Origin of the sequence: Sorangium sp. So ce385, from assembly GCF_051474135.1 — a bacterium.
In the GTDB taxonomy this organism is placed as follows: Bacteria; Myxococcota_A; Polyangia; order Polyangiales; family Polyangiaceae; genus Sorangium; species Sorangium cellulosum_D.
The window spans coordinates 7,198,957-7,224,696 of the sequence record NZ_CP150337.1; the positions used below are offsets into that span (position 1 = coordinate 7,198,957).

Here is a 25,740-nt window from a genome sequence, read left to right on the forward strand (position 1 = left end):
TCGCTATGAAATCGTTGCGAGGCACGGCATTTCTTTGTGCGTCGCGCGCCGCCCGCCGCGCGGCGAGGCGCGCGCCCGCGCGCGGCGACCGCGTTTCGCGCGGCGGACGGCGCGCGGGCGAGAGGCCTGGACTTTGCCTTCAGCGCCCAGGTACAATTTTCCTGACACCACCCCAGTAGAAGGTAGAGAAGCTGATGGCTGGTCCCTCGACCAAGTGGATGCGAGCGCTCTCCCGATCAGGCTCCGCCGAGGCGTGGGCGCCGAGAGCGCTGCTGCTCGTCACGTTGTTTTCGGCGGCGGCGGTGATCGCCGGGGCGTGCAGCGGAGACGACAGCGGCCCTCCGGGGCCGCAGGGCGGGACGGGCCGGCCCGACGCGGGGGCGGAGGCGGGCGACCCGTGCGTCGATGGCGAAGAGGTGGAGTGTCACATCACCGTCGGCGAGAACGCGGGCGTGCTGACCTGCATGGACGGCGTACGCCGGTGCCAGGACGGGCGCTACGGCAGCTGCGAGGGGACGATGACGATGCGGAGGTCGCCGTTCGGGCCTTCGCCCGGCGGGAGCGGCGAGAGCGGGTATCCGCGCCCGCTCGCCAACTCCGAGGCTTCGGACGGGGGTCTCTGCGCGACGAACCCGTGCGACCCGTCGTGCCAGTCGTTCGAGGAGACGCCGGACGGGGGGCCCATCGACCTCTCGGGGACCGGCATCACGTACACGTGGTCGGTCGGGGACATCAACGAGCTGCCCGAGCCCGTGGCGCGGCAGGGCACGCATCAGCCCTGCACGACCAGCGAGGATTGCCAGTTCGACCAGTACTGCGAGCACCCCGCGCAGAGCGCGTGCGCCCACAGCCCCTGCGACACCGGCGGCCCCCTCCTGACGACCTGCAGCGGCTGCATCGCGAAGGTCTGCGACGCTCGGCCGAGCTGCTGCATCCAGCCGACGATACCGGCCGACTGTGGACATGACGCCTGCCAGACCGGCACCGCGACCAACATGACCACGACCTGCGGCGACCCGTGCATCCAGAGCATCTGCGCGACCGACCCGCTCTGCTGCGAGATCCACCCCACGAGCTCGGCGGATTGCGCGGCGCTCTTCGGAACGGGCAGCGTCTTGATCCTCGGCGGCAGGTGCGATCGGCCTAACACAAATATCTGCCCCCCGCCGAGCGTGCTCACCGACGGCGCGTGCGTGCCGAACTGGGGCCCCTTGTGCAGGAGCCTCGTCTCGACCCGGTGCGCCCCCAAGACGTGCACCACGCCGACCAACTCGTGGGACGCGACGTGCGTCGCCCTGGCCGAGCAGGAGTGCGGGGCCGCGTGCGGCGCCGATCCAGGCGTGCAACAGGGCCTCTGCAAATCCTACCTGCCGAACCAGACGAACCCCGCGTGCACCGGCGCGGATCTCACGGTCGGCGTGCCCTGCGGCGGGACGATCCCGGTCTGCAACCGCGGCACCATGCCGGCGCCCGCGGGCATCGCGATTCACCGCTATCCCGCGGGCGCGGGCCAGCTCCCCTCCTCGGCCCCGGGTCGCGTCCTGAACTCCTGCAGCCCGACCGGCGGGACCCTCGCCTGCACGACCGCGCAGCCGATCGCCCCCGGCGAGTGCATCAGCGTGGCCGGCTGCACGGGCGTCGCCGACGGCATGGAGCTCATCGTCAACCCGCCGGGCCCGGGGCAGGTCGCCGAGTGCCAGTGCGGCAACAACGGGAGCATCTATCAGTCGGCCATGTGCGAATCGCCAGGCTGCATCGCCACGGCCAGCGTCTCGATGATCAGGCCGGCCACCCTGTTCGTGGCGCTCGATCGGTCCGAGTCGATGGTGCTCTCCGGGGGAAGCAACGTGAGCGCCTCCCGATGGAACCCGGCGCGCGCCGCCCTCAGGGCGTTCTTCGAGGATCCGGCGTCGGCGGGGCTCGGCGTCGCGCTCCGGTTCTGGCCGCACGACAACCCCGGCCCGTGCGACGACATCGCCGGCGCCTGCCCGCCCGACGCCGTGAGGGACTGCGACGTGCCGATCGTCCCCTTCGATGGCTCGACGGCCCGGAGGCTGACCGCGGATCCCTGGCCCACGGATCAGCAGGAGCTCGCGCTCTACAACGCGCTCGTCACGAACAGCCCCGGCACTGGCGGCGATACGCCCATGTACCCGGCGCTGGACGGCGCCACGAGCTGGGCGATCAACTACAAGAACGCCCACCCCGAGGAGGAGGTCGCGGTCGTGCTCGTGACCGACGGCATCCCGTCGGACTGCAACACCGTCCCGAACCAAATCGCCGAGCTGGCGCGCAATGCTTACGACAACTACGGCGTCCGCGTGCACGCGGTGGGCTTCGGCAACTCGAACGCGGAGATCATCAACCTCATCGCGATGCGAGGCGGCGGGCGGGCGTTCAACCTCACCGCCGGCGCGGGGCTGGCGACGACCCTCCGCGACGCGCTCGTGTCGATCCGCGGCCAGGCGCTCCCCTGCGACGTGACGGTCCCCCTCGCCGGCGCGTCGGATCCCTCCTCGGTGTCGGTCGTCCACGTGAACAGCGCCGGCACCGAGACCGTGCTCACGCCCCGGGCCGACCTCGCCAGCTGCGGCCAGGGCTGGTACTTCGCGGACGCGACGAACACGAGCGTCAAGCTCTGCCCGCAGACGTGCACCGCGCTCCGCGCCAACCCGGGGAAGGTCCGCGCGACCGTCCCGTGCGCGACCACGAGCCTCACGCCCATGACCACGAACTGGGAGCGCTACCACGGCGTCTGCCCGCCAGGGACCAAGACCCAGTGGGGGTTCCTCCGGTACAGGACGGCGACGCCGGGCGACTCGAGCGTCGAGTTCTTCGTGCGCGCGGCCGACGAACCCGACGACCTCGACGGGGCCACGGTGCGGCTCGCCGCCACCGCCCACGCGGTGCCCACCGACACCCGGATCTGCGATGAGGACTCGACGCCGCCGTGCGCGATCAACCTCTTCGACGTGCTGCAAGAGCTGCCGGACGCCCGGAGCGAGTACCTCGAGATCCAGATGAGGCTCAACCCGACGAGCACGGGCGGCGGCGGTGTTCAGGTGCAGGACTGGGAGATCACGTATTCATGTCCGGATTCCGAATGAGCCGCCGCATCGCGGCGATCGCCCTGCTCTCCGCCGCGGCCGTCGCCGGGGCGTGCGGCGCAGACGACGACAACCGGCCGAGGCCTCAGTCTCCCTCCGGCGGCGCCGGGGCCGGCGGCGGCGCGGGCAGCAGCGGCGGGGGCGACGGGGGCCGCGGCGGCGAAGGCGGCGGCGCCTGCGGCGACGGCGTCGCCGCGCTGGACGAGGCGTGCGACGGGGCCGATCTCCGGAGCGCCACGTGCGAGAGCCTCGGCTTCGACGGCGGCGAGCTCCGGTGCAGCCCCGAGTGCACCGCCGACACGTCGGGCTGCACGGGCGTGGAGGCGTGCCAGGACGGCCGCGACAACGACGGCGACGGCAGCGCCGACTGCGGCGATCCGGAGTGCGAGGCGGCGTGCGCGGACCTGTGCGCCGCCCCGGTGGCGCTCTCGGATCCCGCGCTCGTCACCGGCGACACGAGCGGCCACGCGGCGGTCGAGGGCGGGTGCGCGGCGGGGGCCCCGGGCGTCGCCTACACGTTCACCGCGACCACCACCGGGTTCCTCGACGTGGTGCTGACCCCGGAGACCGACGCCGCGCTCCTGGCGGTGCTGCGCGGCGACTGCGACGGCGCCGGGACGCAGCTCGCGTGCGGCGCCGCCAGCGCCGGTGCGGGCATCGAGAACCGCCTCACCATCCCCGTCAGCGAGGGCGACGCGTTCCACGTGATCGTCACGAGCGCGATCGCGGACCAGGCGGGCGCGTTCGAGCTCGCCGTGAGGAGCCGCGTGCCCGCCTGCGGCGACCGCATCCAGGATCCGGGCGAGGAGTGCGACGACGGCAACGACGAGCCGGACGACGGGTGCAGCGACGAATGCCGGATCGAGGCGACCGAGGCCGAGCCGAACGGCACCATCGCCACGGCCAACCCCTACGAGGAGCCGTTCTTCGCCGCCATCGATCCGCCCGACGACGTGGACGTGGTGCGCGTCACCGTGCCGACCGGGCCCACGGCGCTCGTCGCGGAGACCGGCGATATCACGAGCTCCGACTGCCTCGAAGGCCGGCTCGACACCATCGTCGAAATCCTGGACGAGAGCGACGCGCTGATCGTGCGGCGCGACCTCGGGGGAGTCGGCCTCTGCGCCCGCGCCGTCGCGCCGGCGCTCCCGGCGGGCGACTACTACGTCCGCGTCACGGCGCGCGTCGGCCCCGGGCAGCGGTCTCCCTACGGGCTCCTCGTGACGCTCGTCCCCGAGGTCTGCGGGGACGGGGACACGACCGCCGGCGAGCAGTGCGACGACGGCAACACGACGCCCGGCGACGGGTGCAGCGCCGCCTGCCGCTTCGAGCTCGACGAGGCGGAGCCGAACGACGCGCCGGCGCAGGCCAACGCCCACGCCGCGCCGTGGCTCGCCGAGATCTCGCCGGCAGGCGACGTCGACGTGGTCGCCGTGAACGTGCCCGGGCCGAGCTCGACCTTGATCGCGACCGTCAGCGACAACGGCACCGAGGTGTGCGCCACGAACCGGCTCGACAGCTACCTCGAGATCCTCGGCGACGACGGGGCCGACGTGCTCGCGTCGGACGACGACTCGGGGGCCGGCTACTGCTCCTCCGCGTCGGTCACCGACCTGCCCGCGGGCACCTATCACGTGCGGGTCAGGGCCGCGGACCTCGTCCGCGACGCGACCTTCTTCTATCGACTGAATGTCACGATCCTCTAGCCCGGCCGGCGGGGGGAGCCGGACGGAGGCCCCGTCCGGCGGCGCCGCGCGGGAGGCCCCCTCCGGCGGCGCAGCGGGGGAGGCGGCGCGGTCGCCCGACCCATCGAGGACGCTCTACCGCGCCGATCTGTCCGATCCGCGCCAGCGCGCCGCCCAGCCGCGCGAGATCGTGCGCGGCCGCGCCGCGCGCCGCGCCGAGTCGACGTCCGACGTCACCCGCTTCCGGGGCGTGCTGCCGGCCGCGCTGGCGGGCGCCGTCGCGACCGGCGCGGCGGCGCTGCTCTTCCCGCCGCCCGGGGGGCACGCGGCGCCGGGGCCGCTCTCGCTGCCCCACGCGCGCGCGCAGCTTTCGTGCGCGTCGTGCCACGCCGAGGAGGCGACCGCGGGGCCGCGGGGGGCTGCGGAAGCCGCGCCGCGGGGAGCCGCGGCAGCCGCGCCGCGGGGGCCCGCGGCGGGCGCGCGCCTGGACCGGGCCTGCACCGGGTGCCACGGCGACCACGGGTCCACCCGCGCGAGCCACGGGCGGCTGCTCGCGAGCGGCGCGATGAGCTGCGCCACGTGCCACCCCATCCACCGCGGAGACCAGGGCGTCGTGTTCGACCCCGCGGGGCCGCCGGTGCGCTTCGCGCCGGGCGCCGAGGTGGCGCTCCCGAGGGCGGCCTTCCGCCCGAGCCAGCCGGCCACGGTCGCGATCGTCACCGCCGGGAGCTGCGCGCCGTGCCACGACCTCGGCGCGCCGCGCGACCCGATCGCCCGCTGCCTGGTCGAGGCGCAGGCGCCGCTCGGCGACGCCCGGCCGATCGCCTGCTTCGACGAGCACCGCCCTGCCCTCCCCGACGACGCCGCGACCGGCCGCGCCGGCCGCAGCGGAGGGGGCGGCGTGTGCCGCGGCCAGCACACCGAGGACCGCGCCCTCGCCTGGGAGGCCGCGCGCGACGCCGCCGCGGCCGTGCCGGTCGTGACGGGCGCGGCCGGCGCCGCCCCCGGGGGCGCGCTGCCGCACGGGCGCGCGCTGCTCTGGATGGGCGCCGGCCTCGCCGCCGCCGGCCTCGCGTTCGCGGGCGCCCGCGGCGGCCATGCGCTGCGCGCGCGGCGCTCGCGGCGGCCTTCGCGCGACGCCGAGGCGGCCGAGGCGATGCTGCGCCCCGCGGCGCGCGTGCGCCTGCCCCGGATCGACACGACCACCTGCCTCGGCTGCTACGCCTGCGTCGACGCGTGCCCGTACGACGTGCTCGCGGTCGAGCGGTACGTCGCGGTCGTGGCCCGCCCCGAGGCGTGCTGCGGCCTCACCCTGTGCGAGCAGCGCTGCCCCAACGGGTCGCTCACCATCGAGGGCGGCGCGCCGATCGAGGGCCGCCCGCGCCTCGGCGACGACCTCGGGAGCCTCGACGTGCCGGGCCTGTACCTCGCCGGCGACGTCACCGGGCTCCCCCTCATCAAGAACGCCATCCACCAGGGCGCGTTCGCGGCGGCGCGCATCGCCGAGGACCTGCGGAGGGCCGGCGACCGCGGCCCGGGGCTCGATCTGGTCATCGTCGGCGCGGGGCCCGCCGGGATCAGCGCCGCGCTGCGCGCCAAGGAGCTCGGCCTCTCGTTCGAGGTGATCGAGCAAGGCAGCGTGGCGCAGAGCATCCAGAGCTTCCCGCGCGGCAAGCTGGTCTTCGATCAGCCGCTCGACCTGCCCGTGACCGGGAAGCTGTGGCTGAAGGAGTCGACCAAGGAGGAGCTCCTCGCCCACTGGCTCCGCATCGTGCGGCAGGAGCGGCTCCCCATCGTGCAGGAGACCCGGATGGTGTCGGTGGCGCGGCTCGGCGGCGGCGGCGCGGGCGCAGCCGCCGAGGCCCCGGCCGGCTTCGCCGTCGTCACCGAGCCGCGCGACGGCGGTCCGCGCACCGAGCGCCGGGCGCGGCGCGTGCTGCTCGCCCTCGGCCAGCGCGGCTCGCCGCGCCGGCTTCCGTTCGAGCTGTCCGCCGAGGTGGAGGGCCGGGTGTACTACCACCTCGCCGACGCGCGGAGCCTCGCGGGTCAGCGGGTGCTGATCGTCGGGCTCGGCGACGTGGCCATGGAGGCCGCCATCGCGCTGTCCCGCCAGCCGGCCACCGAGGTCACCGTCGTCTACCGCGGCGGCGGGTTCCGGCGCGGAAAGGCGCGAAATGTCGAGGAGATACGCCGCCTTCTCGCCGCGTCCCGCCTCTCGCTCCGGTTCGAGACCGACGTCGCCGCGCTGGCCGCGGATCCGCGCGGCGCGCTCGTGGCGACCCTCGCGTCGCCGTCGGGGGCAGAGGTGCACCCGTGCGACGCCGTGCTCGTCCTGATCGGGAGCATCCCGCCCTGGAGCGCCCTCCGCGCCGCCGGTGTCCGGCCGACCGTGGAGCCGTCAGATCGTTCGGCGCCCGGCGACGTCGAAGGGACCACGCCTGCGGGCCCTCCGCCGTGAGCCCGACGGAAGCCGACGGAAGCCGACGAGGCCGACGGAAGCCGACGGAAGCCGACGTAAGATCGAGGGGCGCAGGCCGTTCTCTGGAGGAGCCATGAAGCCGACCCACGTCGCCCTGTTCTCCGCCCTCGGCATGATGTTCACGAGCCTCTCGGTCTACTCGCTCGTCCCGTCCGGGGGTCCGGGCGCCGCCGTGGAGGCCGCCGAGGTGACCGCCGAGCCGCCCCCCGTGGTCCCGGAGGTGGCGGGCGGCGCCGTGGCCGCGGTCGATCCGAGCCGCTTCGCCACCGGATCCAGGCTGATGCTGGAGGGGCGCGTCGGCCACGCCCGCCTCCCCCGCTCGGCGCAGGAGACGTTCCTGATGTTCGAGGTCCGCAGCGACGACGCGCCCGCGAGGGCGCAGGCGCAGGCGAACCTCTCGCTGGTCATCGATCGCTCCGGCTCGATGAAGGGCACCCGCCTCACCAACGCCGTCCAGGCGGCGACGACCGCCGTGGGCCGCATGAACGACGGCGACGTCGTGTCGGTGGTCACCTTCGACACGAGGACCACCGTGGTCGTGCCGCCGACGACCGTCGGGCCGGACACGCGCGGCCGCATCCTCGCGAGCGTCCGCGGCATCTCGCTCGGCGGCGACACCTGCATCTCGTGCGGCATCGAGGAGGGCCTGTCGCTGCTCGCCCAGGCCGGCGGCGGGGTGAGCCGGATGCTCGTCCTCAGCGACGGCGACGCCAACCACGGCGTGCGCGATCTCCCCGGCTTCCGCGCGATCGCGCAGCGGGCGCGCGATCGCGGCGTGAGCATCACGACCATCGGGGTCGACGTCGACTACAACGAGAAGATCCTGTCGGCGATCGCGCTCGACTCGAACGGCCGGCACTACTTCGTCGAGAACGACGCCGCGCTCGCGCGCATCTTCGAGGCGGAGGCGGAGCAGCTCACCGCCTCCGTGGCGAACGGCGCGGAGCTCGCGATCGCGCTCGCGCCCGGCGTCACGCTCGATCGGGTCTTCGATCGCTCGTTCCGGCGGGCCGGCGACCAGGTGATCGTGCCGCTCGGCGCGTTCGCGGCGGGGGAGGTGAAGACGGTGCTGCTCAAGGTGCGCCTCGGCGGCCTCGGCGACGACGGGCGCGGCGCGTCCCCGATCGCCGACGTCGGCCTCACGTACCGGGATCTCGTCGCGAAGACCGACGCCCGGTGCGAGGGCAAGCTCGGCGTCGCGATCGCGGACCGCGACGCCGACGCGAGCGAGCTCGACGCGCTCGTCGCCGGGCGCGTGCAGCGCAGCGAGACGGCGGCGACGCTGAAGCAGGCCAACTTCCTGTTCGAGCAGGGGCGGCTCGACGAGGCGCGCAGCAAGCTCGACGCGCAGCAGCGGTCGCTGCGGAGCGCGGCCGACAAGGCGAAGCGCGGCGCGCCGGCGGCCCGCGCGAAGGACGTGGCGTCCGACTTCGAGAGCCAGATCGCGGCGCTGGAGCGGGCCGACACGAGCTTCGGCGCGCCGCCGTCGTTCGCGACGCCGCCGCCGGCCGCCCCCGCGAAGCCGGGCGGGTTCGCGCAGCCCGCGGCGGCGCCGCGGCCGCCGCCGGCGCAGTCCCGCGAGGGCAAGGCCGCCGTCCGCCGCAACGAGGCGGACGCCTTCGATCTCTCCCGCTGACGCGCGGGCCGGGGCGGCGCGCGCTCGTGCGCCGGCGCGCGCTCCCGCGGCGGCGAGCCGCGCGCCGCCGCCGGGGCGTTGACACGGGTCGGGCTTTCGGGTTTTGACTCCGGGCGGTGGGCGTTCGACCTAGGGCGAGCCGTCCGGGGAACCGACGGACGGGTGGCGACGGCGCGCAGGGCTCGCCCCCGCGGGAGCCCCCGTCGTCGACGCGGAAGACGACCCCCGCGCGGCGCGGCCGCGGCGCGGGGCAGCGCGCGCCGGCGGCGCGGCGCCCGGCGCGGCCCTGGCCGAGGCGCGGGCGGGCGCTGCTCCTCGGGCTCGCGGGCGCGCTCGCGGCGGCGGGCGCGGCGCTGCTCGCGCTGGTGATCGGCTTCGGGCGCACGCGGGCCCCGGACCGGGGGCGCGTCGTGGAGATCAACTGGCCGGAGGGGCTCGACGCGGGCGAGGCGGCCTCGCTGCTCGCGGCCGAGGGGCTCGTGGAGAGCGAGCGGGCGATGGCGCTCTACCTCGGCGCGACGGGCGGCACCGAGGGGTTCGTGCCGGGCCCGCACCTGCTCTTCGAGGGCGCGACGCCGCGGGAGCTGCGGCAGCTGCTCACGCGCGCGGAGGGGCGCCCCACGGCGAAGGTGACGATCCCCGAGGGGTGGAACCGCTTCGACATCGCGGCCCGGCTGGAGAAGCTGCGCGTCGCCGGCAGGAAGACGTTCCTCGCCGCGACCGCGGACGGCGCGTTCCTGGACGCGCTCGGCATCGAGCGCGGCGGCGCGGTGGGGGCGGAGAGCGCGGAGGGGTACCTCTTCCCGGCGACGTACGAGTTCCCGCTCGACACGGACGCGCGCGACGTGGCGAAGCGCCTCGTCGCCGAGGCCGACCGGCGCTGGAGCGCGCTCGCGGCCGAGAGCAAGGACGGGCTCGCCGCGCTGCAGGCGACGCTCGGCTGGGGTCGCCGCGAGGTGCTGACGCTCGCGTCGATCATCGAGAAGGAGGCGGTCGTCGCGGAGGAGCGGCCGCTCATCGCGAGCGTGTTCCTGAACCGGCTCCTCGACCCGACGTTCCGCTCGCGGCGGCTCCAGTCCGACGCGACGGCGCTCTACGGCTGCGTCGCCTGGCCCGAGGAGGCGCCGTCGTGCGCCGAGTGGGGCGGCAAGCCGACGCCCGCGGTGGTGCGGGATCCGAGGAACCGCTACAGCACCTACGCGCACCCGGGGTTGCCGCCGGGGCCGATCGCCAACCCCGGGGGGCCGTCGATCGCGGCCGTGCTCGCGCCGGCGGCGACGAAGTACCTGTACTTCGTGGCGGCGGGCGGGGGGCGCCACCGGTTCAGCGAGAGCCTGGACGACCACAACGACGCGGTGAGGAAGCGGCGGGAGGCGACGGCGCCGTAGGCGGGGGGTGGGGGCGCTCGCATCGCAGGAGCGCGGCGCCATGCCGGGTCGACCTGGGCGCGCTGCGGGCGCTCCGCCTCGACCCCCTCGCCGACCGTCGACATCGCCCCCGCGAACGCGCTGATCGTCTGGTAGAGCTGCGTCTGCTCCAGGTCGAGCCCGTCCCCTGTCCACTGGTTCAGGCTGTCCTTCATCTGGTCCGCCAGCGCATCGAACCGCGGCTTGAGCACCGTGTCCACCACCGCGCGCAGGTCCGCGGGCACCGGCGTGTCCACGAACCAGTCCGACGCATCCATGAACCGCCGCACGACCGCCGTGATCCGGTTCTGCGCCTTCAGGAACGCGTTCGTCTCCGAAAGCGACACGCCCATCCGGTCGCGCAGCGCGATCTCCAGCGCCACGCTGTTCTCTCGCCACGCCCGCACGTTCGCCACGAAGTCGGCCCGCGCGACCACGACCCCGCCGCTCACGTCGGCCTCCAGCGCCGCGATCACCGCGTCCGCGTACGCCGCATACGGATCCCTCCCCTCCTCGAACGCCCCGTCCACGTCCGCGATGCCGGCACCTCGACCCACGGCACCTCGCTCTCCCCGAGCGCGTCGTTCCACGGGTCGTCCGGGTCCCACCCCTCGGTGTTGGTCGTCGATCATGACGGCTCTGAAACGGCGGAGGACAGCTCCGAGCGAGTGGATGCCCACCCCCGGCCCGTGCTCGGCGCTCCGCGCCTGCGCGCGGTCCGCCCCTCCCTAATCGCGCGCTCCGCGCGCTCAGGGAGGGGTGCGTCGTCCCCTCCGACATCCGGGGGAGGAACAGCGTGCACGACCTGCGTCAGGACATCAGGCCGAGGACGAAGAGCGCGTCGGCCCAGAGCGGCCAGAGCGTGCGGTACGGGTGGGTCGCCAGCACAACGCCGCCGCTCGGGAGGCGGCGGACGTGGAACGGGGCGTGCTCTTCGAGGAAGCGGGTGTGCCCACGCGTCGTGATGTCTGCTCGCCAGGCGGGTGGGCCCTTGCCCTCGGCGGCCTCCCCGAGCTGGCGGAGCAGCTCCATCAGCTCGCGCGCCTGCGGCTCGGCCGCGCGCCACGCGTCGTCCGGCACCGCCGCCGCCTCGAGCGCATCGAGGAGCTCCGTCGGCGACGTGGCGAGCGCCTTGAGGACGGTCTCGCGCGAGAGCGAACGCGTGAGCTCGCGCGTGCCCTTCATGGGCACGCGCGCGCCGCGCGGCGCCGCGTCGACGCGCGCGCAGAGCGCCTCCAGCGACATGCCCGCGATGCGTGAGACGCTCTCCTTGTCATGGAGGCTCACCCACGAGAGGGCGAGATCGCGCGCGAGCTCCGTGGCGTTCGCGTTGTAGGTCGCGCACATCTCGACCGGGGCGAGCCAGTCCTCCTCGCCCGTGCAGGCGCCGGTCGGCACGCGCCCGCTCGCGTCCGGCGCGCAAAGGCGGAGCAGGAGGTTCTCGACGTCGTCCTGAACCATGTGGTAGGCGACCGCCGCCTCTGCCTCCACGAAGCGCGGGCTGTAGCTGCCCACGGCGATCTCGTACGGGTAGAAATCCCACTTGCGTTCACCCGCCGCCATGCTGAGCGGGCCGAAGGGACGACGACGTTCGCTTTCTTCAGGGTAGCACGCGGCGTTGAACACCATGACGCGCTCAGAATCGCTCAGCATCAGGCCGGACGATACGTGAGCGCTGTTCCTTCCTCCGAAGTGAGCGCGGACCATCGCGAGCGCTTCGTCCATGGAGGACGTCTTGCACCAAATATCGGTGCTCAGGTCCACGCTCATGAGATCCCCTGGAATCACCAACGCATATAGCGCCGCCGCGAATGCATCGATACGTTCTGGCTCGTCACACCAGGCGAAGAAGTGAGGTCTTGATTCGCTCATAGCCGGATCACCATGATGAACGTGTCGAAGCCTTTCAGGGTTACGGTTTTCCCCTTGTCCGTATCGAACAGGTAGCCGTCCTTCACGATGAACTTATCCGGCTTGAACTCCGCCCCCTGCTCCATGATGAGCTCGACCCGCTGCACGTCTCCAGCGAGCCCCTTATTTTTCACCGCCTCCATCGCGTTCGTGAGCTGATTGCGCACCTCGAAGACGTCGATCGTTCCGCCTTTTGCCTCGCTCAGGATGAGCTTGTGCCCGCTGGACACCGAGAGGAAGTCGGGAGCCTTCCCCTCGATGGTGCCGGTCGGTGACTCCTTCGGAATGCCGAGCACCGTGCGCACGCCGTCGTCGCCGACCCCAACGAGCGACCGGCCGTCGTCCACCAGGAATTTGGCCGCCTTCTTCTCGAAGATGTTTACCGGCTTGGTCGTCATCGCCCCGGTGAGGTTCTTGTACCCCCTGACGCGGTTCGTCTTGACAATCTGCGCGAACGCCTCCTCGATCTCGGCGATCTCCCCGGCCACCCGGATCGCGGACGGCCTGAGCCCCCCGCTGGTCTTGGCCGCGCGCCACATCGGCCCGACCGCCCCGAGCCCGAACCCCACCCCCGAGAAGATCCGCTCCTCGTCGCTGAGCTCCTGCCCCGACGGCAGGCAGAACGCCCTCCCCGTCACCGCCTCGCACAGGTCGAGCGCCGGCCCCACCACCGGCACGAACCCCACCCCGATGCGCGTCGTCGCGTGCACCAGCGTCTGCATCACCTCCGCGTACGCCTCGACCCCCTCGCCGACCGTCGACATCGCCCCCGCGAACGCGCTGATCGTCTGGTAGAGCTGCGTCTGCTCCAGGTCGAGCCCGTCCCCTGTCCACTGGTTCAGGCTGTCCTTCATCTGGTCCGCCAGCGCATCGAACCGCGGCTTGAGCACCGTGTCCACCACCGCGCGCAGGTCCGCGGGCACCGGCGTGTCCACGAACCAGTCCGACGCATCCATGAACCGCCGCACGACCGCCGTGATCCGGTTCTGCGCCTTCAGGAACGCGTTCGTCTCCGAAAGCGACACGCCCATCCGGTCGCGCAGCGCGATCTCCAGCGCCGCGCTGTTCTCTCGCCACGCCCGCACGTTCGCCACGAAGTCGGCCCGCGCGACCACGACCCCGCCGCTCACGTCGGCCTCCAGCGCCGCGATCACCGCGTCCGCGTACGCCGCATACGGATCCCTCCCCTCCTCGAACGCCCCGTCCACGTCCGCGATGTCCGGCACCTCGACCCACGGCACCTCGCTCTCCCCGAGCGCGTAGTTCCACAGGTCGTCCGGGTCCCACCCCTCAGCGCGCGCGTCCTGCGTCGCGAGGTCCGCCACCGCATCGGCCTGCGCGCCGAACTCGTCGAGCAGCCGCGCGAGCTCGCTCTCCAGGTCGCTGACGCTCTTCTTCAGGTCGTCGACGAGCTGCTCCATCGCCGCCCGCGTCTCCGCGTCGACCACGTCCTTGTACCGGTCGAGGATCGCGTCGAGGTCGGTCCGCGAGATCTCGTCCAGCGGCCGGCTCACTAGGTCGTGCAGCTCCGTGTCGAGCTGCCGCAAGAGGTCCATCCGCGCCCGGAGGTCCGCGACCCTGGCGGCGTTGCGGAGGAGCTCCGTCATCAGCCGGGCGATCCTGACCTCCAGCTCCGCGATGTCGCGCGCCAGCGCCGGGTTGATCTCCGCGAGGCTCAGGTCGACCGCGGTGCTGCCCTCGAACCCGGCCCCGTCGCGGCGGATGTCGAAGAGCGGCTTGTTCAGGCCGAGCGGCTCCGAGACGAGGTGCACCACCTCGTGCGCATGGGTACACCAGTTGCCGCCGTTCGTGGTGTGGACCCCGAAGTGGAAGTCGTTCCTTCCCATGCGGAGCAGCACCGAGTCGAACTCCGCTTCGCGCGTGTTGCTCGCGGAGCCGTCGCCGTGGCTCTGCAGCGCGCCCGGGACCCCGTAGGTGGGCAGCGGCGTCTGGTTCACATCGAAGATGGCGGTGCCCTCCGTCTCCAGCTCAGGGATCCCGCACGACTCGACGTCGTGGTGGCTCCTCCAGAGCACGGTGTATGGCGTGCCGGCCCACGCGAACGACGGCGCCAGCACCGCCAGCATCATGACCAGCGCGACGAGCTTCTGCAGTACCGTGGCGCGAAAGCCACGCCGCGCGACCTCCTCCGACCGGCTCATGTCCCCTCCGCGCCGCGCACGGCGACGTCATACGCGATCGCGGCGGCCTTCACGTCGCCCGCGTCGAGCCTCGCCTGCGCGGCGTCGAGCGCCGCCGCGGCCATCCCCTTCTCCCGCAGCGCCGCTAGCCCCGCCGCGATCTTCCGCGGCAGGCCCGTCTTGAGCTCCGCCTCCGCGGCGTCGAACCGCCCGCGGAGCACCGCGCACCCGGCCTCGCGCCACGACGCCCCCGCCGCCTCGCAGAGCGGCCGCATCTGCATCAGCGCCACGAGCGCCCCGCACCGTTCGGCCAGCAGCGGCAGCCCCAGTTTCTCGCTGACCGGCGGCGCCACCGACAGCGCCTCCACCCGCGCGCGCGCCCCCTCGCCGAACACCTCCGACGCCCTCTCCATCCGCGACCGCGCGATCGCCTCGCGCGCCCTCTCGTCCGCCTGCAGCACGTGGAGCGCCTGCCGCCGCAGCGCGATGCCGCCGATCAGCGCCGTCGCCGTCGCGTCGCTCCGGGCGACCCGCCGCTGCGCGTAGCCCAGCATGGCGCTCAGCGAGCGCAGCGCCCCCGAGGTCATGTCCGGCACGACCGCGCCGTGCGTCGCGAGCACCTCCTCGTGCGGCGCGATCGCCTCGTCGAACGAGACCGCGAGCGCCTGGAGCTCCGCCGACAGCGTCATGATCTCCGCAGCGAGCTCGTTCGGCGCCCGGCTCGCCTCGCGCGCCGCCTCGAGCACCGCCTGCTCCGCGCCGTCGAGGCCGTCGATGCCCGACCGCGACGCCTGCTCCGAGAGCGCCGCGTACGCCGCCGTCTCCGCCGCCTCGGTCGCGCGGTACGCGGCGAACCGCGCCGCGACGCCCGCGTACCGGGATCGCAGCGGCCCGGCGTCGCTCCGGGCCTGCTCGAAGATCGCCTGCACGACCGCCATCGCCTGCTTGTCGGCCGCGAGCGCGGCCATAAGCGGTTCCTCCTCGGCGCTCGCCTTACCGGTCATCGCCTGCCGGAAGTTGTCGGCCGCGCGGACCGGCTCCTCCTTCAAGATCGCCTCCTGGCGCAGCCTGGACTTCAAGAGCAGCCCGAGGAGCCTGCCGTGCAGGGTCGCCCGGAGCGACTCGGCGTTCTTCTGCTCGTCGCGCACGTAGGCCACCGCCCGATCGATGTTGTCGAACCAGGCCTGGAGCGCCGCCGCGTCCGCGGCGAGCTCGTCGAGCATCACGCCGTTCGGCCCGAATGCCCACATCTGGATCGGCAGCTCGCCGTCCTCCTCGGCCTCGCTCCAGGCGCTGCCCGGGCCCTCGCTCGCGTCCACGCAGTGCTCGACGACGCTGGTGTTTGCTTGCGCGCAGAACATACCTGGCGCGTAGTCCTCGCGCGGCCACAAGCACCCGCACGCCGTCGCGCCCAGCGCCAGGGTGGCCACGGCCGCCACCACGATGGCCGCACACCGCCTCGTTATCCTTCTCATATGCATTCCGCCACCCCTGCGTTTTTTCTCACCCACTCACGCTCGCCCGCGCATTCCCCGGGTGCAAGCGCCCACACAGGAGCGGTAGGACATTGCTCAGCCGAGGTGCGCGCCGAAGCGCACTCCCAATCTCAATGCCTCCGTCCTCACCGCTCAGGCCATGAGCTGGGGGGTTACGCCGGTCCGAGGTGGCAAGAAACCGGCGGCCTGAGCGCGACGCGCGCTCACGAATCCTCTTTCAATCACTGAAAGTCCCATTCAGAGCGCAAGCGCCTCAAGGGCCTTGTCGACGTGGCGCTCCGCCCGACATCGCCTCTGCCCGAGCAAACCGAGCTCTCCATGGCCGCGCGACGGAACGAGACGCTCGTCAGGCTGCGCCCTGGTTCGACGGGGGGTCGACCACGGCCCACGCCGCGATCAAGAAGCGCAGCTGCCTCGGCCGCGCGAACTGCAAGGCGCCTCGGCGCAAGCCCGCCGCGACGCCGCCCAGGCCCACCGCCGCGCCGCCCGAGCCGGGCGAAGCGTCCGGCGAGACCGACGTCTAGTAATTGTCCACACAATTGGAACCGCTGGTGCCGGCACGATGGCTTCCCGCGCGCGCCCGAGACCTTCCCGCGCGCTCCGGAAGCTTCCCGCGCGCGCCCGAGACCTTCCCGCGCGCTCCGGAAGCTTCCCGCGCGCTCCCGAGACCTTCCCGCGCGCGCCGGAGCACGAGGTTTCGCGTACTTAGCGGCGTCCGCCGCGTCCCCGGAGCCGTCCAGCGCGCGCCGGGAGACGAATTTCCCGGGAAATTCGACCCTCCGCCCCGCGCGCGAAGCTTCCGGAGCGCGCGCGAAGCCTTCCGGACCGCGCGCGAAGCTTTCCGGAGCGCGCCGGAAGCCTCCGTCCCAGCGACGGAACCGCTCTCGCGCGCGACGGAAGCCCCCCAGCCCACGAAGGGGCCTCCGCCCCCCGCCCCGTCGCTCCGGCGGCGCTCCGACCTTCCGCGCGCCGTCCGCTTCCTGCATCAGCGCGAGCCGCAGTAGATTCGCGCGCCATCATGCGCCGTCCCGCCCCGCTCTTCCTCGCGCTCTCCGCTCCCCTCGCCCTCGCCGCAGCAGGCTGCTCGTCCGGCGCCACGCCCCCGGCCGAGCGCCACGCCGCGCCGCAGGCGGAGGCGCTCGCGACCGCGCCGGCGAGCGCCGCGCCGCCGCCGGCCGATCCGCCCGCGATCGCGGCCGCCTCCGCGAGCGCCGCCACCCCCGCCCCCGCGGCCTCCGCTCCCGCCGCCAGCGCATCAGCCTCCGCCGCCCCCGCCGCCAGCGCCGCGGCCGAACCGGCGGCGACCGCCGCGGCCCCGGCCGACGCCGGGCCGCTCCCGAAGGTGAAGGTCGCGAACATCGGCATGCACATCGGGGGCGGCCCCCACGACGACTTCACCAAGGAGCCGATCAAGCGCTCGGTCGCGCCCCACTTCGACGACTTCCGCCGCTGCTTCGCGCTCGCGGAGGACCCGACCAAGGGCGGCGACTTCGGGATCGACCTGCGCATCGAGAAGGACGGCGGCAAGGCCGAGGTGCGCAAGCCGCGCACGGCGCTCAAGGGCGAGGCGTTCACGAAATGCGTGGTCGGCGTCTTCGAGCGGATCGACTTCCTCAAGCCGAGGCGAGGCCCCACCGTGGTGAGCTACTCGCTCCGGTTCACCCCGTGAGCACGCCCGATCTCACCCAGGGCGCCCATGCTTCGGCAGCGACCCGCGCGACGCCTCCACGGCCGTCTCGCCGGCGCGGTCGAGCGCGTACTTGAAGAGGATCGGGCCGACCACCTCGTTCAGCGCCACGCACCCGATGACGAGCGCGCGGAAGCCGGCGCCCAGGCTCGGGAACGCGCGCTCGATCGTCAGGCTGATGCCCAGCGTGAGCCCGGCCTGCGAGACCAGCCCGCACCACGCCCACTTGCGCAGCACCGGCGGGTCGTCCGCGAGCCGGTTGCCGATGCGGCTCGCCACCCAGGTCACGAAGGCGCGCGACGCGCCGAAGAGCAGCGCGACCGGCCACATCATCTTGAGCAGCGGCAGATCGAGGTGCGCGCCCGCCGTCGCGAAGAACAGCACGAACACCACGCTCGCGGCGTCCTCGACGGCGTGCACCAGCTTCTCGCCCTGCTTCGACAGGTTCGCGACGACGAACCCGGCGACCACGAACACGAGCAGCGCGTCGAAGCGGAGGTAACGCAGCACCTCCGTGGCCCCGAAGCCGAGCGCCACGAACACGAGGATGAGCTGGCGGCCGATGAGCCGCATGTAGGCGGCCAGCGCGAGCCCGAGCGTCGTGCCGATCGAGATGCTCCCGAGGATCTCGCGGCCGAGCAGCTCGATCTCGTGCATCGACATCGTCGTGCCCGGCTCGATCAGCGGCCGCACCGTGGAGAGCGCGACCGCCGTCACGACGATGACGATGATGTCCGACGTCATCACGAACGCGAGCGTGTTCATCGCCACCGGCCCCGTCGCGCGCGTCTGCGAGAGGATGCCGAGCACGGCCGACGGGCTGCGCGTGACCGCGATGACGCCCCAGAGGACCGCCACGCCGAACGCCGCGGCGATCGGGAGGTCGGCCGCGAACGGGACGAGCGAGCGCGCGGCGAAGAAGACGCCGGTCATCGCCACGAACACGAGGACCGTCTGCACGAGGTTGTGCAAGAGGAGGCTCCTCAGGCTCTTCTTGACCATCTCGATCCGGAGCTCGGCCCCGCCGGCGAGCGCGATGAGCGCCAGCGCGAGCGCGTTGACCCGCGAGATCTCCTCGACGGCGTGGTGATCGATGAGCTTGAGGACGTGCGGCCCCGCGAGGATGCCCGCGAGGATGTAGCCGGAGAGGTGCGGCAAGCGGAGCGGCTCGACGAGCTCGCTCGCGAGCGTGCCCGCGAGCAGGAGGAAGCCGATCGAGGCGATGGTGCCCGCCGGGCCGTTGTCGTGCGGGACCGCGCGCGTCGTCGCGTAGAGGACGCCGAACAGGATCACCAGCGCGACCGCGTGCGTGAGGTGGTTCAGCGGGCCCTTGGGGGCCGAGCCGTGATGGCCGGAGGGAGGCGCGCCGTGCGGCTCGGGGGCGGCGGGGGGCCCGGCCGGGCCGGCGGGCGCGTCGGGCCGAGCGTCAGGGAGTGCTGCTGCGCTCACGGGGACACCTCCTACCCCTCGCCCCGCTCGGCCACCGGCGGCGGGACATCGCCCTCGCCCGGCGCGGCGTCGCGCGCGGCGCGGCCGAGCCCGCGGCCGAAGAAGAGCGACTCCCGCTCGGGCGCGGCGAGCTCGCCGGCCTTGCGGAGCGTGGCGCGCAGCGCCTGCGGCCCGACGAGCTCGCCGAACACGGCCGCCGCCGCCGCGGCGACGAGGACCGTGTGCCCGACCGGGCCCGGGAAGCGCAGCGCGAAGGCGAGCCCGACGCTCATGGCGACGGCGCCCGACGAGAGCAGCCCGAGGCCGAGCCAGGGCGAGGCGTCGCGCGCGTCCGGCGACGCGACCCGGAAGACGAGGCCGGTCGCGAGCTTGCCGAGGACGCGCGCCGCCAGCGCGATCGCCACGATCCAGGGCAGGAACGGCGCCGCCTTCGGGTTCACGTGGGCGCCCGCGAGCAGGAGCGCCGGCAGGATGACCGGGCGCTCGGTCGGCGCGATCATCGCGACGATCTCCTCGCGGTGCCGGGAGAGCGCGGCGATGGTCACGCCCATCGCGAACGTCGCGAAGAGCGGCGACAGGCCGACCCGCGCGCTCGTGCCCATCGTGAGCAGCGACGTGCCGAGGAGCACGCCCCAGCTCTGGATCAGGCGGAAATCGCTGCCGAGGAGCACGACCGCGATGAGCCCGAGCACCACGCCGATGAGCGCCGTGACGATCGTCCACCCCCAGAACGGGAGCGGCCAGTGGCCCGTCGCCTGCGGGACGAGCGCGAAGGCGCCGCCCATCATGAGCAGCGGTCCGAGGTCGTCGCAGTCGGCGATGTCGGCGATGAGGTCCGAGAGCTTGCCGCTCGCGCTGTAGCGCTGCGTGACCCAGAGGACGGCGTGCCGCGTCGTCTCGGCGGAGACGGCGCCCACGCCCGCCGCGAGCAGCACCCGGTCGCCGCGCTCCAGCGACGGCGCGCCGCGCGCCGCCGCGAACCACACCGCGGCGGCCACGGCCGAGCCGGTGAGCAGGCTCATGAGCACGCCGAGCGCCATGCGCGACGGGCGGACACGGCGGTTGCCGACGAAGCCGAAATCGAGGCCGACCACGACCGCGAGCCAGCCGAGCGCGACGCCCGCCACGGGCTCGAACGCGGCGAGCGACGAGGGCTCGAGCAGCCCGAGCGCCGAGGGCCCGAGCACGAAGCCGAGCACCACGTACTCGGCGCCCGAGGGGAGGCCGATGCCCCGCAGCACGCGGCCGCTGACGAGCGAGCTGCCGAGGTACGACAGCACGAGCAGCCCCATCAGGAGCCAGATGGCGTTCACGAGGCCGCGCCCCGATCCGGCGACGCGCCGCGCGGCGCGCCGCCGGAGGGCGACGGCGCGCGCCCGAGCGGGATGCCGGCGGCGACGAGCGCCTGCGCCAGGGCGGTGAGCCAGCGGCTGCGCACGTCGTCGCCGTCGCACGCCATCGTGGCCCGGAAGTGCGCGCCCCCCTCGTCGATCGCGACCAGCGCGGCGCGGGCGCGGCTGCCGAGGGTCGATCCGGTCTTGAGGAGCAGCTCCCGCACGCGGTCGAGATCCGCGGAGGGGTCGACGCTGATCTCGACGGACACGAGCGGAGGGCGGCCGCGGACGCGCGTCGGGTGGAACAGGCTGAGCAGGTGGGGCACGCGCACGACGCACCCGTCCTCGTCCTCGAGGCGCGCCTCGAGCAGCGTCAGCTCGCGGACCCGCCCGGACCGGCCGCCCACGTCGGCGACGTCGCCGACGCGCAGGCGCCGCCCGTAGATGACCGAGAGGCCGACGGCCGCCGAGGCGATGAGCGGCGTGCCGGCGAGCCCGGCCGACGCGAGCACCACGAAGCCGACCCGCGTGAGCGCCCCCTCGTCGGTGCCGGTGATGAGCGGCGCCGCGAGCAGCAGCGCGGCCACGAGGATGCCGAAGCGGACGAGGACCCCGGTCGCGACCGCGAGATCCGAGGGGAGCCACCCGAGCGACGTCTCGCCACGGCTGACGCTCCCGAAGAACAGCCCGACGAAGCGGATGAGGACGATGACCGCGAGCGTCGCGAGGATCGCGAGCACCAGCACGGGGACGCTCCGCGCGATGCGCCCCATGAGCTCCGACATCGGCGCGAGCACGAAGCCGGTGAGCTTCTGGCTGTAGTTGCGCGTGGACTCGAACAGGGAGAGCGCGAAGAGGATCCAGATGTAGGCGATGCCCAGCCGGACGAGGACGCCGGCGGCGCCGAGCGCGACCGAGAGCGCGCCCTGGGACGCGGCGGGCCGGAGCATCTCGATGCCGCGGACGTGCAGCGCCGGGAGCCGCTCCGGGTGCTCGGCGACCCACGCGCGCGACCGCTCGACGAGCTCGCCGACCTTGCGGAGCAGGAGCAGCGCGATCAGCCCCGAGAAGACGAGCAGCGAGAAGGAGAACACGCTCGTGGCGAGGCGGCTCCGGCTGTGCTCCTTGGCGAGGACGTCGCGCACCGTGGCGGCGATCGCGGCGGCGTGGACGGAGACGGTGGTGGTGCCCGCCGCGACGGCGTCCTCGGGACCGATGTGGATGAGCGGGCTCTCGCCGACGTAGATCACCGCCACGCCCGCCTGCTCGTCGACGCGGACCTCGGGGATCTGCTTCTCCTGGGCGGCGCGCTCCAGCACCTTCGCCGCCTCGCGGGCGCGCTCCGGGGGGGAGAGGCTGCCGCGGTGCACGCGGATGGCGAACACCGTGCGGCCGAGCAGCTCGACGCGCGCCTCGGGCTGCTCGACCGCCGGCGGCTGCGGCTGGGGGTCGGGCGCGCGCGGCTCGGCCGGATCGGCGGCCGGCGGCGGCGGCGCGGGCGCCAGCACGACCTCCGCGGCCGCCGACCGGGGCGGCGCGGGCGACGGCGCGACGTGCACGATCGGCGGCTGCACGGGCGGCGGCTGGGCCGCGGGCTGCGCCGGCGGCGTCGCGGCCGCCTGCTCGGGCGGCCCAGCCGCGGGCGGCGAATCCGCCGCGGGCTGCGCCGGCGCGGCGGCGAGCTGCGCGGCGGCGAGCTGCGCGGCGGCGAGCTGCGCGGCGGCGAGCTGCGCGGCGGCGAGCTGCGCGGCGGCGAGCTGCGCGGCGGCGGGCGGCGCCGCGGTGGCCTGCGCGGGCGCGGATTGCGCCGGCGGCGCGGAGGCGGCCTGAGCGGCCGGCGCCGACGCGGCCGGCGGGGCCGACGCCGGCGCAGGCGCGAGCTGCGCCGGCGGCGCGGAGGCGGCCTGAGGGGCCGGCGCCGCCGTGGCCCGCGCCGATCGCGGCGCGGCCGCCGAGGCGGCGGGCGGCGCGGGGGTGACCTGCGCGGGCGGCGGCGGCGCGGCCGCGCGCTGAGAAGGCGGCGCTGGCGCCCGCTGCGGCGGCGCGGGCGCAGCCTGCGCGAGGGGCGCGGGCGCAGCCTGCGCGAGGGGCGCGGGCGCAGCCTGCGCGAGCGCGCCCTGCGCCGCGTCGGCGAACGCTGGGCCGGCGAGAGGGACGAGGCCGGCGAGCGCGGCCAGAAGCGCGGGGAACAGCCGCTGCACGCCGGCACTTTCGGCCGGAGGCGGTGCGCCGGTCAAGGCAGGACAGCGCCGAGGCCGCTCGCGGGGACCACGGGCGCCCGCGCGACCGCGGCGGTCGAGGCCGCGGCCGCTCCGACGATCGCCCCGTCCGCGCCCGCCCGATGACGGTTCGCCTTGCCGCCGACGCGGGGCGCTGGCAGGGCGCCCGCGTGGCAAGGACCAAGAAATCCGTGGCCCCGTCGCTGCTCGTCGGCGACATCGGAGGCACGAACACCCGGCTCGCGCTCTACGACGCCTCCGGCGACAAGCCGCTCTCCGAGGCGGTCTTCCGCAGCCGCGAGCACGCGAGCTTCGAGGAGATCGCCCTCCCGTTCCTCGTCCGCAGCGACGCGCCCCACCCCGCCGTCGCCGTGCTCGGCGTCGCCGGCCCCATCAAGGACCACGTCGCCACCATCACGAACCTGCCCTGGCGCCTCGCGGAGCGCGAGCTGTCGCGCCGGCTCAAGATCGCGCGCGTCCAGCTCGCGAACGACCTCGTGGTCGGCGCCCGGGGCTGCCTGCACATCCCCCGCTCCTCGATCGCGCCGCTCACCGAGCGCCGGCCGCGGCCGAAGGAGAGCAACCTGGCCGTCATCGCCGCCGGCACCGGCCTCGGCGAGGCCCGGCTCGTCTGGGACGGCGCCCGCCACCTGACGCTCCCGACCGAGGGCGGCCACACCGACTTCGCCCCGCGCTCCGCCCTCGAGGTCGAGCTGTGGCAGTTCCTCGCCGAGCGCCACCCGGATCACGTGAGCTACGAGCGGGTCCTCTCGGGCGACGGGCTCGGCGCCCTCTTCGATTTCTTCGCCGCACGCGCCGCCCGCGTGCCCCGCGCGATCGAGCGCCGCCTCGCCGAGGGCGACCGCAACGCGGCGATCGCCGAGCTCGGGCTCGCGCGCGCGTTCCGGCCCGCCGCGCGCGCGGTCGACCTGTTCGTCGAGATCTACGGCGCCGAGGCGGGCAACCTCGCCCTGCGCGAGCTCGCGCTCGGCGGGGTCTTCGTCCTCGGCAACATCGCGAGGAACCTCGTCACCGCCCGGCGCGAGCTGTTCATGAAGTCCTTCCTGAAGAAGGGCCGCCTCACGCCCCTCCTCGAGGGGGTGCCCGTCGCCGTGGTCACCGATCCCCTCGTCGGCGTCCGCGGCGCGCTCGCGATCGCGCGGGAGCTCGCCGCGCGCGGCGACGACGCGCCCCGGCGGCGCGCGCCGTCCCGCAGGTCCTGAGCGCGGCGCGGCGCGCGCCTCACCGCGCCCCGCGCGCGCGGCGCCGCCTCAGCGCGCGCCGGCGTCGTCGGCCCCGCCCGCGCCCCCGGGCGCCGGGATCTCGAAGACGAAGCGCGCGCCGCCGCGCGCCCCGGCCTCGACCCAGATCGAGCCCCCGTGCAGCGCGACGATCCGCCGCGCGATGTACAGCCCGAGGCCGGCCCGGCCCGCGCGGCCGCCCCGCCGCTGGAAGCGCTCGAACACCGCCGCGCGCTCCTCGGGCGCGATGCCGGGCCCCGCGTCCTCGACCGAGCAGCGCACGCGCGCGCCCTGCACGTCGAGCGCGATGAGGACCTCGGCCCCCCGCGGCGAGTGCCGGATCGCGTTCTCCACGAGGTTCAGGACGACCTGGTAGAGCCGCCGGGCGTCGCCGTCCACGAGCGCGGCGCCCGCGGCCGCGCGGCGGAGCTGCACCCCCGCGTCGGCCGCGATGAGGGCCACCGTGTCGACCACCTCGGCGACCACGTCGCCCAGGGAGAACCGCTGCGGCTCGATCCGCAGCTCCCCCGCGTCGGCGAGCGCGGCGTCGAGGATGTCCGAGATGAGCGACGTCATCCTGTCGACGTTGCGGAGGAGCCGCCCCGCGATCGTCGCGCGCTGCGCCGCCGTCGGAGGGCTCTCGGCGTGCTCGATGAGCGACCCCTGGAGCCGGATGGCGTGCAGCGAGGCCTTCAGGTCGTGCGACACGATCGACAGGAGCTCGTCGCGGTGGCGCCCGAGCTCCTCGAGCCCGGCGCGCGCCGCCTCGAGCTCGGCGCCCTTCGTCGCGAGCTCGCGGGCGATGTCCGCGAGCGCGGTCGTCAGCGTGATGGCGGCCTCCTTGATCCGGACCGCCTCGTCCCGCGCGGGAGCCCGCCCGAGCAGGATGCGCGATCCGTCCGCGGCCGGGACCACGAGGAACCTCACCGGCTCCTGCCCCTCGCCCTCGCGGCACACCTGGAGCTCCCACGTGGCGGGCGCCTCGTGGGCCAGCGCGGCCGCGAGCTTCTCGCGGCTCTCCTCGTGGAACAGCGACGCGACGTCGGTGCCCGGCGCCGCGGCGCCGCCGAGCCGCCGCTCCACCGCCGCGCTGGCGTGGGTGATCTCGCCGCGCTGCACCACGAGCAGGAGGTCGTCCTCGCTCGCGAGGAGGGCGCCGAGGAGCGCCGCGGCGTCCGGCTGCGTCACCGCCACGCCCGCGCGACCTCCACCGCGCGCGAGGCCGACGCGGCGACCGCATCGGCCCCGAGCAGCTGAATCGCGTCGGGCAGCGCGGCGACGGCGCGGCCGCCCGCGAGGACCTTCACGCCGGGCACGTCCTCGCGCACGCGCTGGACGAGCGCGCGCGCTGCCGGCAGGTGCTCGCCGAGGGTGACCGACACGGCGAAGAGCTTCGTCTCGCTCCGCCGGAGATCCTCGAGCCCGCGCGCGAGCGAGATCCCCCCGCTCGCGAACGTCGTCTGCCAGCCGTCGAGGGCGAGGAGATCGGCGACCATGCGCGCGCCGAACGCGTGGAGCTCGGGCTCGACGTAGCCGACCACCGCCCTCGGGCCTCCCGCCGGCCACCGGATCAGCGGGTAGATGGAGGCGACGGCGGTCTGCGCGACCGCGGTGGCGAGGTGCTCGTCCGCGACGCTGATCCGGTTCTCGTACCAGCGGCGCCCGACCTCATCCATGGCCGGCACGACGATGCGCTCGTAGACGTAGCCGAGCCCGTTGCCGATCGCGGCGTGCAGCACGCTCCGCGCGGCGACGTAGTTGCCCGTCAGGATCGCGGCGGTGAACAGGCGCGCCTCGGCGTCGTCGCCCCCGGCGATCCACGGCTCTCGGCTTGCAGCTCCTCCCTCGCCCGACGGCATCTGCGCGCGTGTCGTGGCTTCTGGCGCAAGGAGCCAGGGCGTCAAGCCTCGCGCCGCGCGGAATCGCCGCGGCCGCGCGCCAGCCGCTCG

The 25,740-nt window shown here is 74.6% G+C and carries 15 protein-coding genes and 1 pseudogene; 7 read left to right on the top strand and 9 right to left on the bottom strand.

The genetic code is table 11. The features are described from left to right. Positions 1-194 precede the first annotated feature (194 nt). The 5 genes from WME83_RS26110 to mltG all read left to right on the top strand — a co-directional run bounded on the left by WME83_RS26110 (position 195) and on the right by mltG (position 10,295). The gene (locus WME83_RS26110) at positions 195-3,107 is read left to right on the top strand and encodes a vWA domain-containing protein (protein WP_437312405.1); all 2,913 of its coding nucleotides are present in this window, start codon (positions 195-197) and stop codon (positions 3,105-3,107) included. After that, the gene (locus tag WME83_RS26115; RefSeq protein ID WP_437312406.1) at positions 3,104-4,813 is read left to right on the top strand and encodes a DUF4215 domain-containing protein; all 1,710 of its coding nucleotides are present in this window, start codon (positions 3,104-3,106) and stop codon (positions 4,811-4,813) included. The genes WME83_RS26110 and WME83_RS26115 overlap by 4 nt, the downstream gene beginning before the upstream one ends. After that, a complete protein-coding gene (locus WME83_RS26120) occupies positions 4,797-7,250 on the top strand; it encodes an NAD(P)-binding domain-containing protein (protein ID WP_437312407.1) in 2,454 nt (817 codons plus the stop codon). Before WME83_RS26115 ends, WME83_RS26120 begins: the two co-directional genes overlap by 17 nt. A 94-nt stretch (positions 7,251-7,344) precedes the next feature. Further along, positions 7,345-8,907, top strand: a complete 1,563-nt coding sequence (locus tag WME83_RS26125) for a vWA domain-containing protein (RefSeq protein ID WP_437312408.1) — start codon at positions 7,345-7,347, stop codon at positions 8,905-8,907. Between the two features lie 116 nt (positions 8,908-9,023). Next, positions 9,024-10,295, top strand: coding sequence for an endolytic transglycosylase MltG (gene mltG / locus WME83_RS26130; protein ID WP_437312409.1), 1,272 nt, complete (start codon positions 9,024-9,026; stop codon positions 10,293-10,295). 74 nt (positions 10,296-10,369) lie between these two features. Here the strand turns inward: mltG and WME83_RS26135 are convergent. From WME83_RS26135 to WME83_RS26150, 4 genes and pseudogenes are all read right to left on the bottom strand, one after another. Further along, positions 10,370-11,115: pseudogene (locus tag WME83_RS26135) on the bottom strand (hypothetical protein); the annotation flags it as partial. Positions 11,116-11,123: 8 nt separating this feature from the next. Next, positions 11,124-11,966 carry a hypothetical protein gene (locus WME83_RS26140; RefSeq protein ID WP_437312410.1) on the bottom strand — a complete coding sequence of 281 codons (843 nt, stop codon included), beginning with the start codon at positions 11,964-11,966 and terminating at the stop codon, positions 11,124-11,126. A gap of 215 nt (positions 11,967-12,181) precedes the next feature. Next, positions 12,182-14,386: a hypothetical protein gene (locus WME83_RS26145; protein ID WP_437312411.1), complete on the bottom strand. Its 2,205-nt coding sequence runs from the start codon at positions 14,384-14,386 to the stop codon at positions 12,182-12,184. After that, entirely contained in the window at positions 14,383-15,795 is a 1,413-nt protein-coding gene (locus WME83_RS26150) for a hypothetical protein (protein ID WP_437312412.1), read from the bottom strand. The genes WME83_RS26145 and WME83_RS26150 overlap by 4 nt, the downstream gene beginning before the upstream one ends. Positions 15,796-16,879: 1,084 nt before the next feature. On the opposite strand from WME83_RS26150, the gene WME83_RS26155 reads away from it, so the two are divergent. Next, complete coding sequence (locus WME83_RS26155; protein ID WP_437312413.1) at positions 16,880-17,530, top strand: hypothetical protein; 651 nt, start codon at positions 16,880-16,882, stop codon at positions 17,528-17,530. Between the two features lie 12 nt (positions 17,531-17,542). On the opposite strand, the gene WME83_RS26160 is transcribed toward WME83_RS26155, so the two are convergent. From WME83_RS26160 to WME83_RS26170, 3 genes are read right to left on the bottom strand one after another with little or no spacing between them, the layout of a single operon-like run. Then, complete coding sequence (locus tag WME83_RS26160; RefSeq protein ID WP_437312414.1) at positions 17,543-18,997, bottom strand: cation:proton antiporter; 1,455 nt, start codon at positions 18,995-18,997, stop codon at positions 17,543-17,545. An 11-nt stretch (positions 18,998-19,008) separates the two neighbouring features. Beyond that, a complete protein-coding gene (locus WME83_RS26165; RefSeq protein WP_437312415.1) occupies positions 19,009-20,310 on the bottom strand; it encodes a cation:proton antiporter in 1,302 nt (433 codons plus the stop codon). Then, the gene (locus tag WME83_RS26170) at positions 20,307-22,532 is read right to left on the bottom strand and encodes a mechanosensitive ion channel domain-containing protein (RefSeq protein ID WP_437312416.1); all 2,226 of its coding nucleotides are present in this window, start codon (positions 22,530-22,532) and stop codon (positions 20,307-20,309) included. The genes WME83_RS26165 and WME83_RS26170 overlap by 4 nt, the downstream gene beginning before the upstream one ends. 140 nt (positions 22,533-22,672) lie before the next feature. Here WME83_RS26170 and WME83_RS26175 point away from each other — a divergent pair, with 140 nt between their 5' ends. After that, complete coding sequence (locus WME83_RS26175) at positions 22,673-23,773, top strand: glucokinase (RefSeq protein ID WP_437312417.1); 1,101 nt, start codon at positions 22,673-22,675, stop codon at positions 23,771-23,773. Positions 23,774-23,821: 48 nt separating this feature from the next. Here WME83_RS26175 and WME83_RS26180 read toward each other — a convergent pair whose 3' ends face one another. Further along, positions 23,822-24,985 carry a sensor histidine kinase gene (locus WME83_RS26180; RefSeq protein WP_437312418.1) on the bottom strand — a complete coding sequence of 388 codons (1,164 nt, stop codon included), beginning with the start codon at positions 24,983-24,985 and terminating at the stop codon, positions 23,822-23,824. Further along, a complete protein-coding gene (locus WME83_RS26185) occupies positions 24,976-25,650 on the bottom strand; it encodes a cobalamin B12-binding domain-containing protein (protein ID WP_437312419.1) in 675 nt (224 codons plus the stop codon). Before WME83_RS26185 ends, WME83_RS26180 begins: the two co-directional genes overlap by 10 nt. Positions 25,651-25,740: the final 90 nt, after the last annotated feature.

Bases quoted from the DNA above. Each gene is read 5' to 3' on its own strand.
- WME83_RS26110 (WP_437312405.1), top strand. From the start codon at position 195: ATGGCTGGTCCCTCGACCAAGTGGATGCGAGCGCTCTCCCGATCAGGC.
- WME83_RS26115 (WP_437312406.1), top strand. From the start codon at position 3,104: ATGAGCCGCCGCATCGCGGCGATCGCCCTGCTCTCCGCCGCGGCCGTC.
- WME83_RS26120 (WP_437312407.1), top strand. From the start codon at position 4,797: ATGTCACGATCCTCTAGCCCGGCCGGCGGGGGGAGCCGGACGGAGGCC.
- WME83_RS26125 (WP_437312408.1), top strand. From the start codon at position 7,345: ATGAAGCCGACCCACGTCGCCCTGTTCTCCGCCCTCGGCATGATGTTC.
- WME83_RS26140 (WP_437312410.1), bottom strand. From the start codon at position 11,966: ATGCTGAGCGATTCTGAGCGCGTCATGGTGTTCAACGCCGCGTGCTAC.
- WME83_RS26145 (WP_437312411.1), bottom strand. From the start codon at position 14,386: ATGAGCCGGTCGGAGGAGGTCGCGCGGCGTGGCTTTCGCGCCACGGTA.
- WME83_RS26155 (WP_437312413.1), top strand. From the start codon at position 16,880: ATGCGCCGTCCCGCCCCGCTCTTCCTCGCGCTCTCCGCTCCCCTCGCC.
- WME83_RS26175 (WP_437312417.1), top strand. From the start codon at position 22,673: ATGACGGTTCGCCTTGCCGCCGACGCGGGGCGCTGGCAGGGCGCCCGC.
- WME83_RS26185 (WP_437312419.1), bottom strand. From the start codon at position 25,650: ATGCCGTCGGGCGAGGGAGGAGCTGCAAGCCGAGAGCCGTGGATCGCC.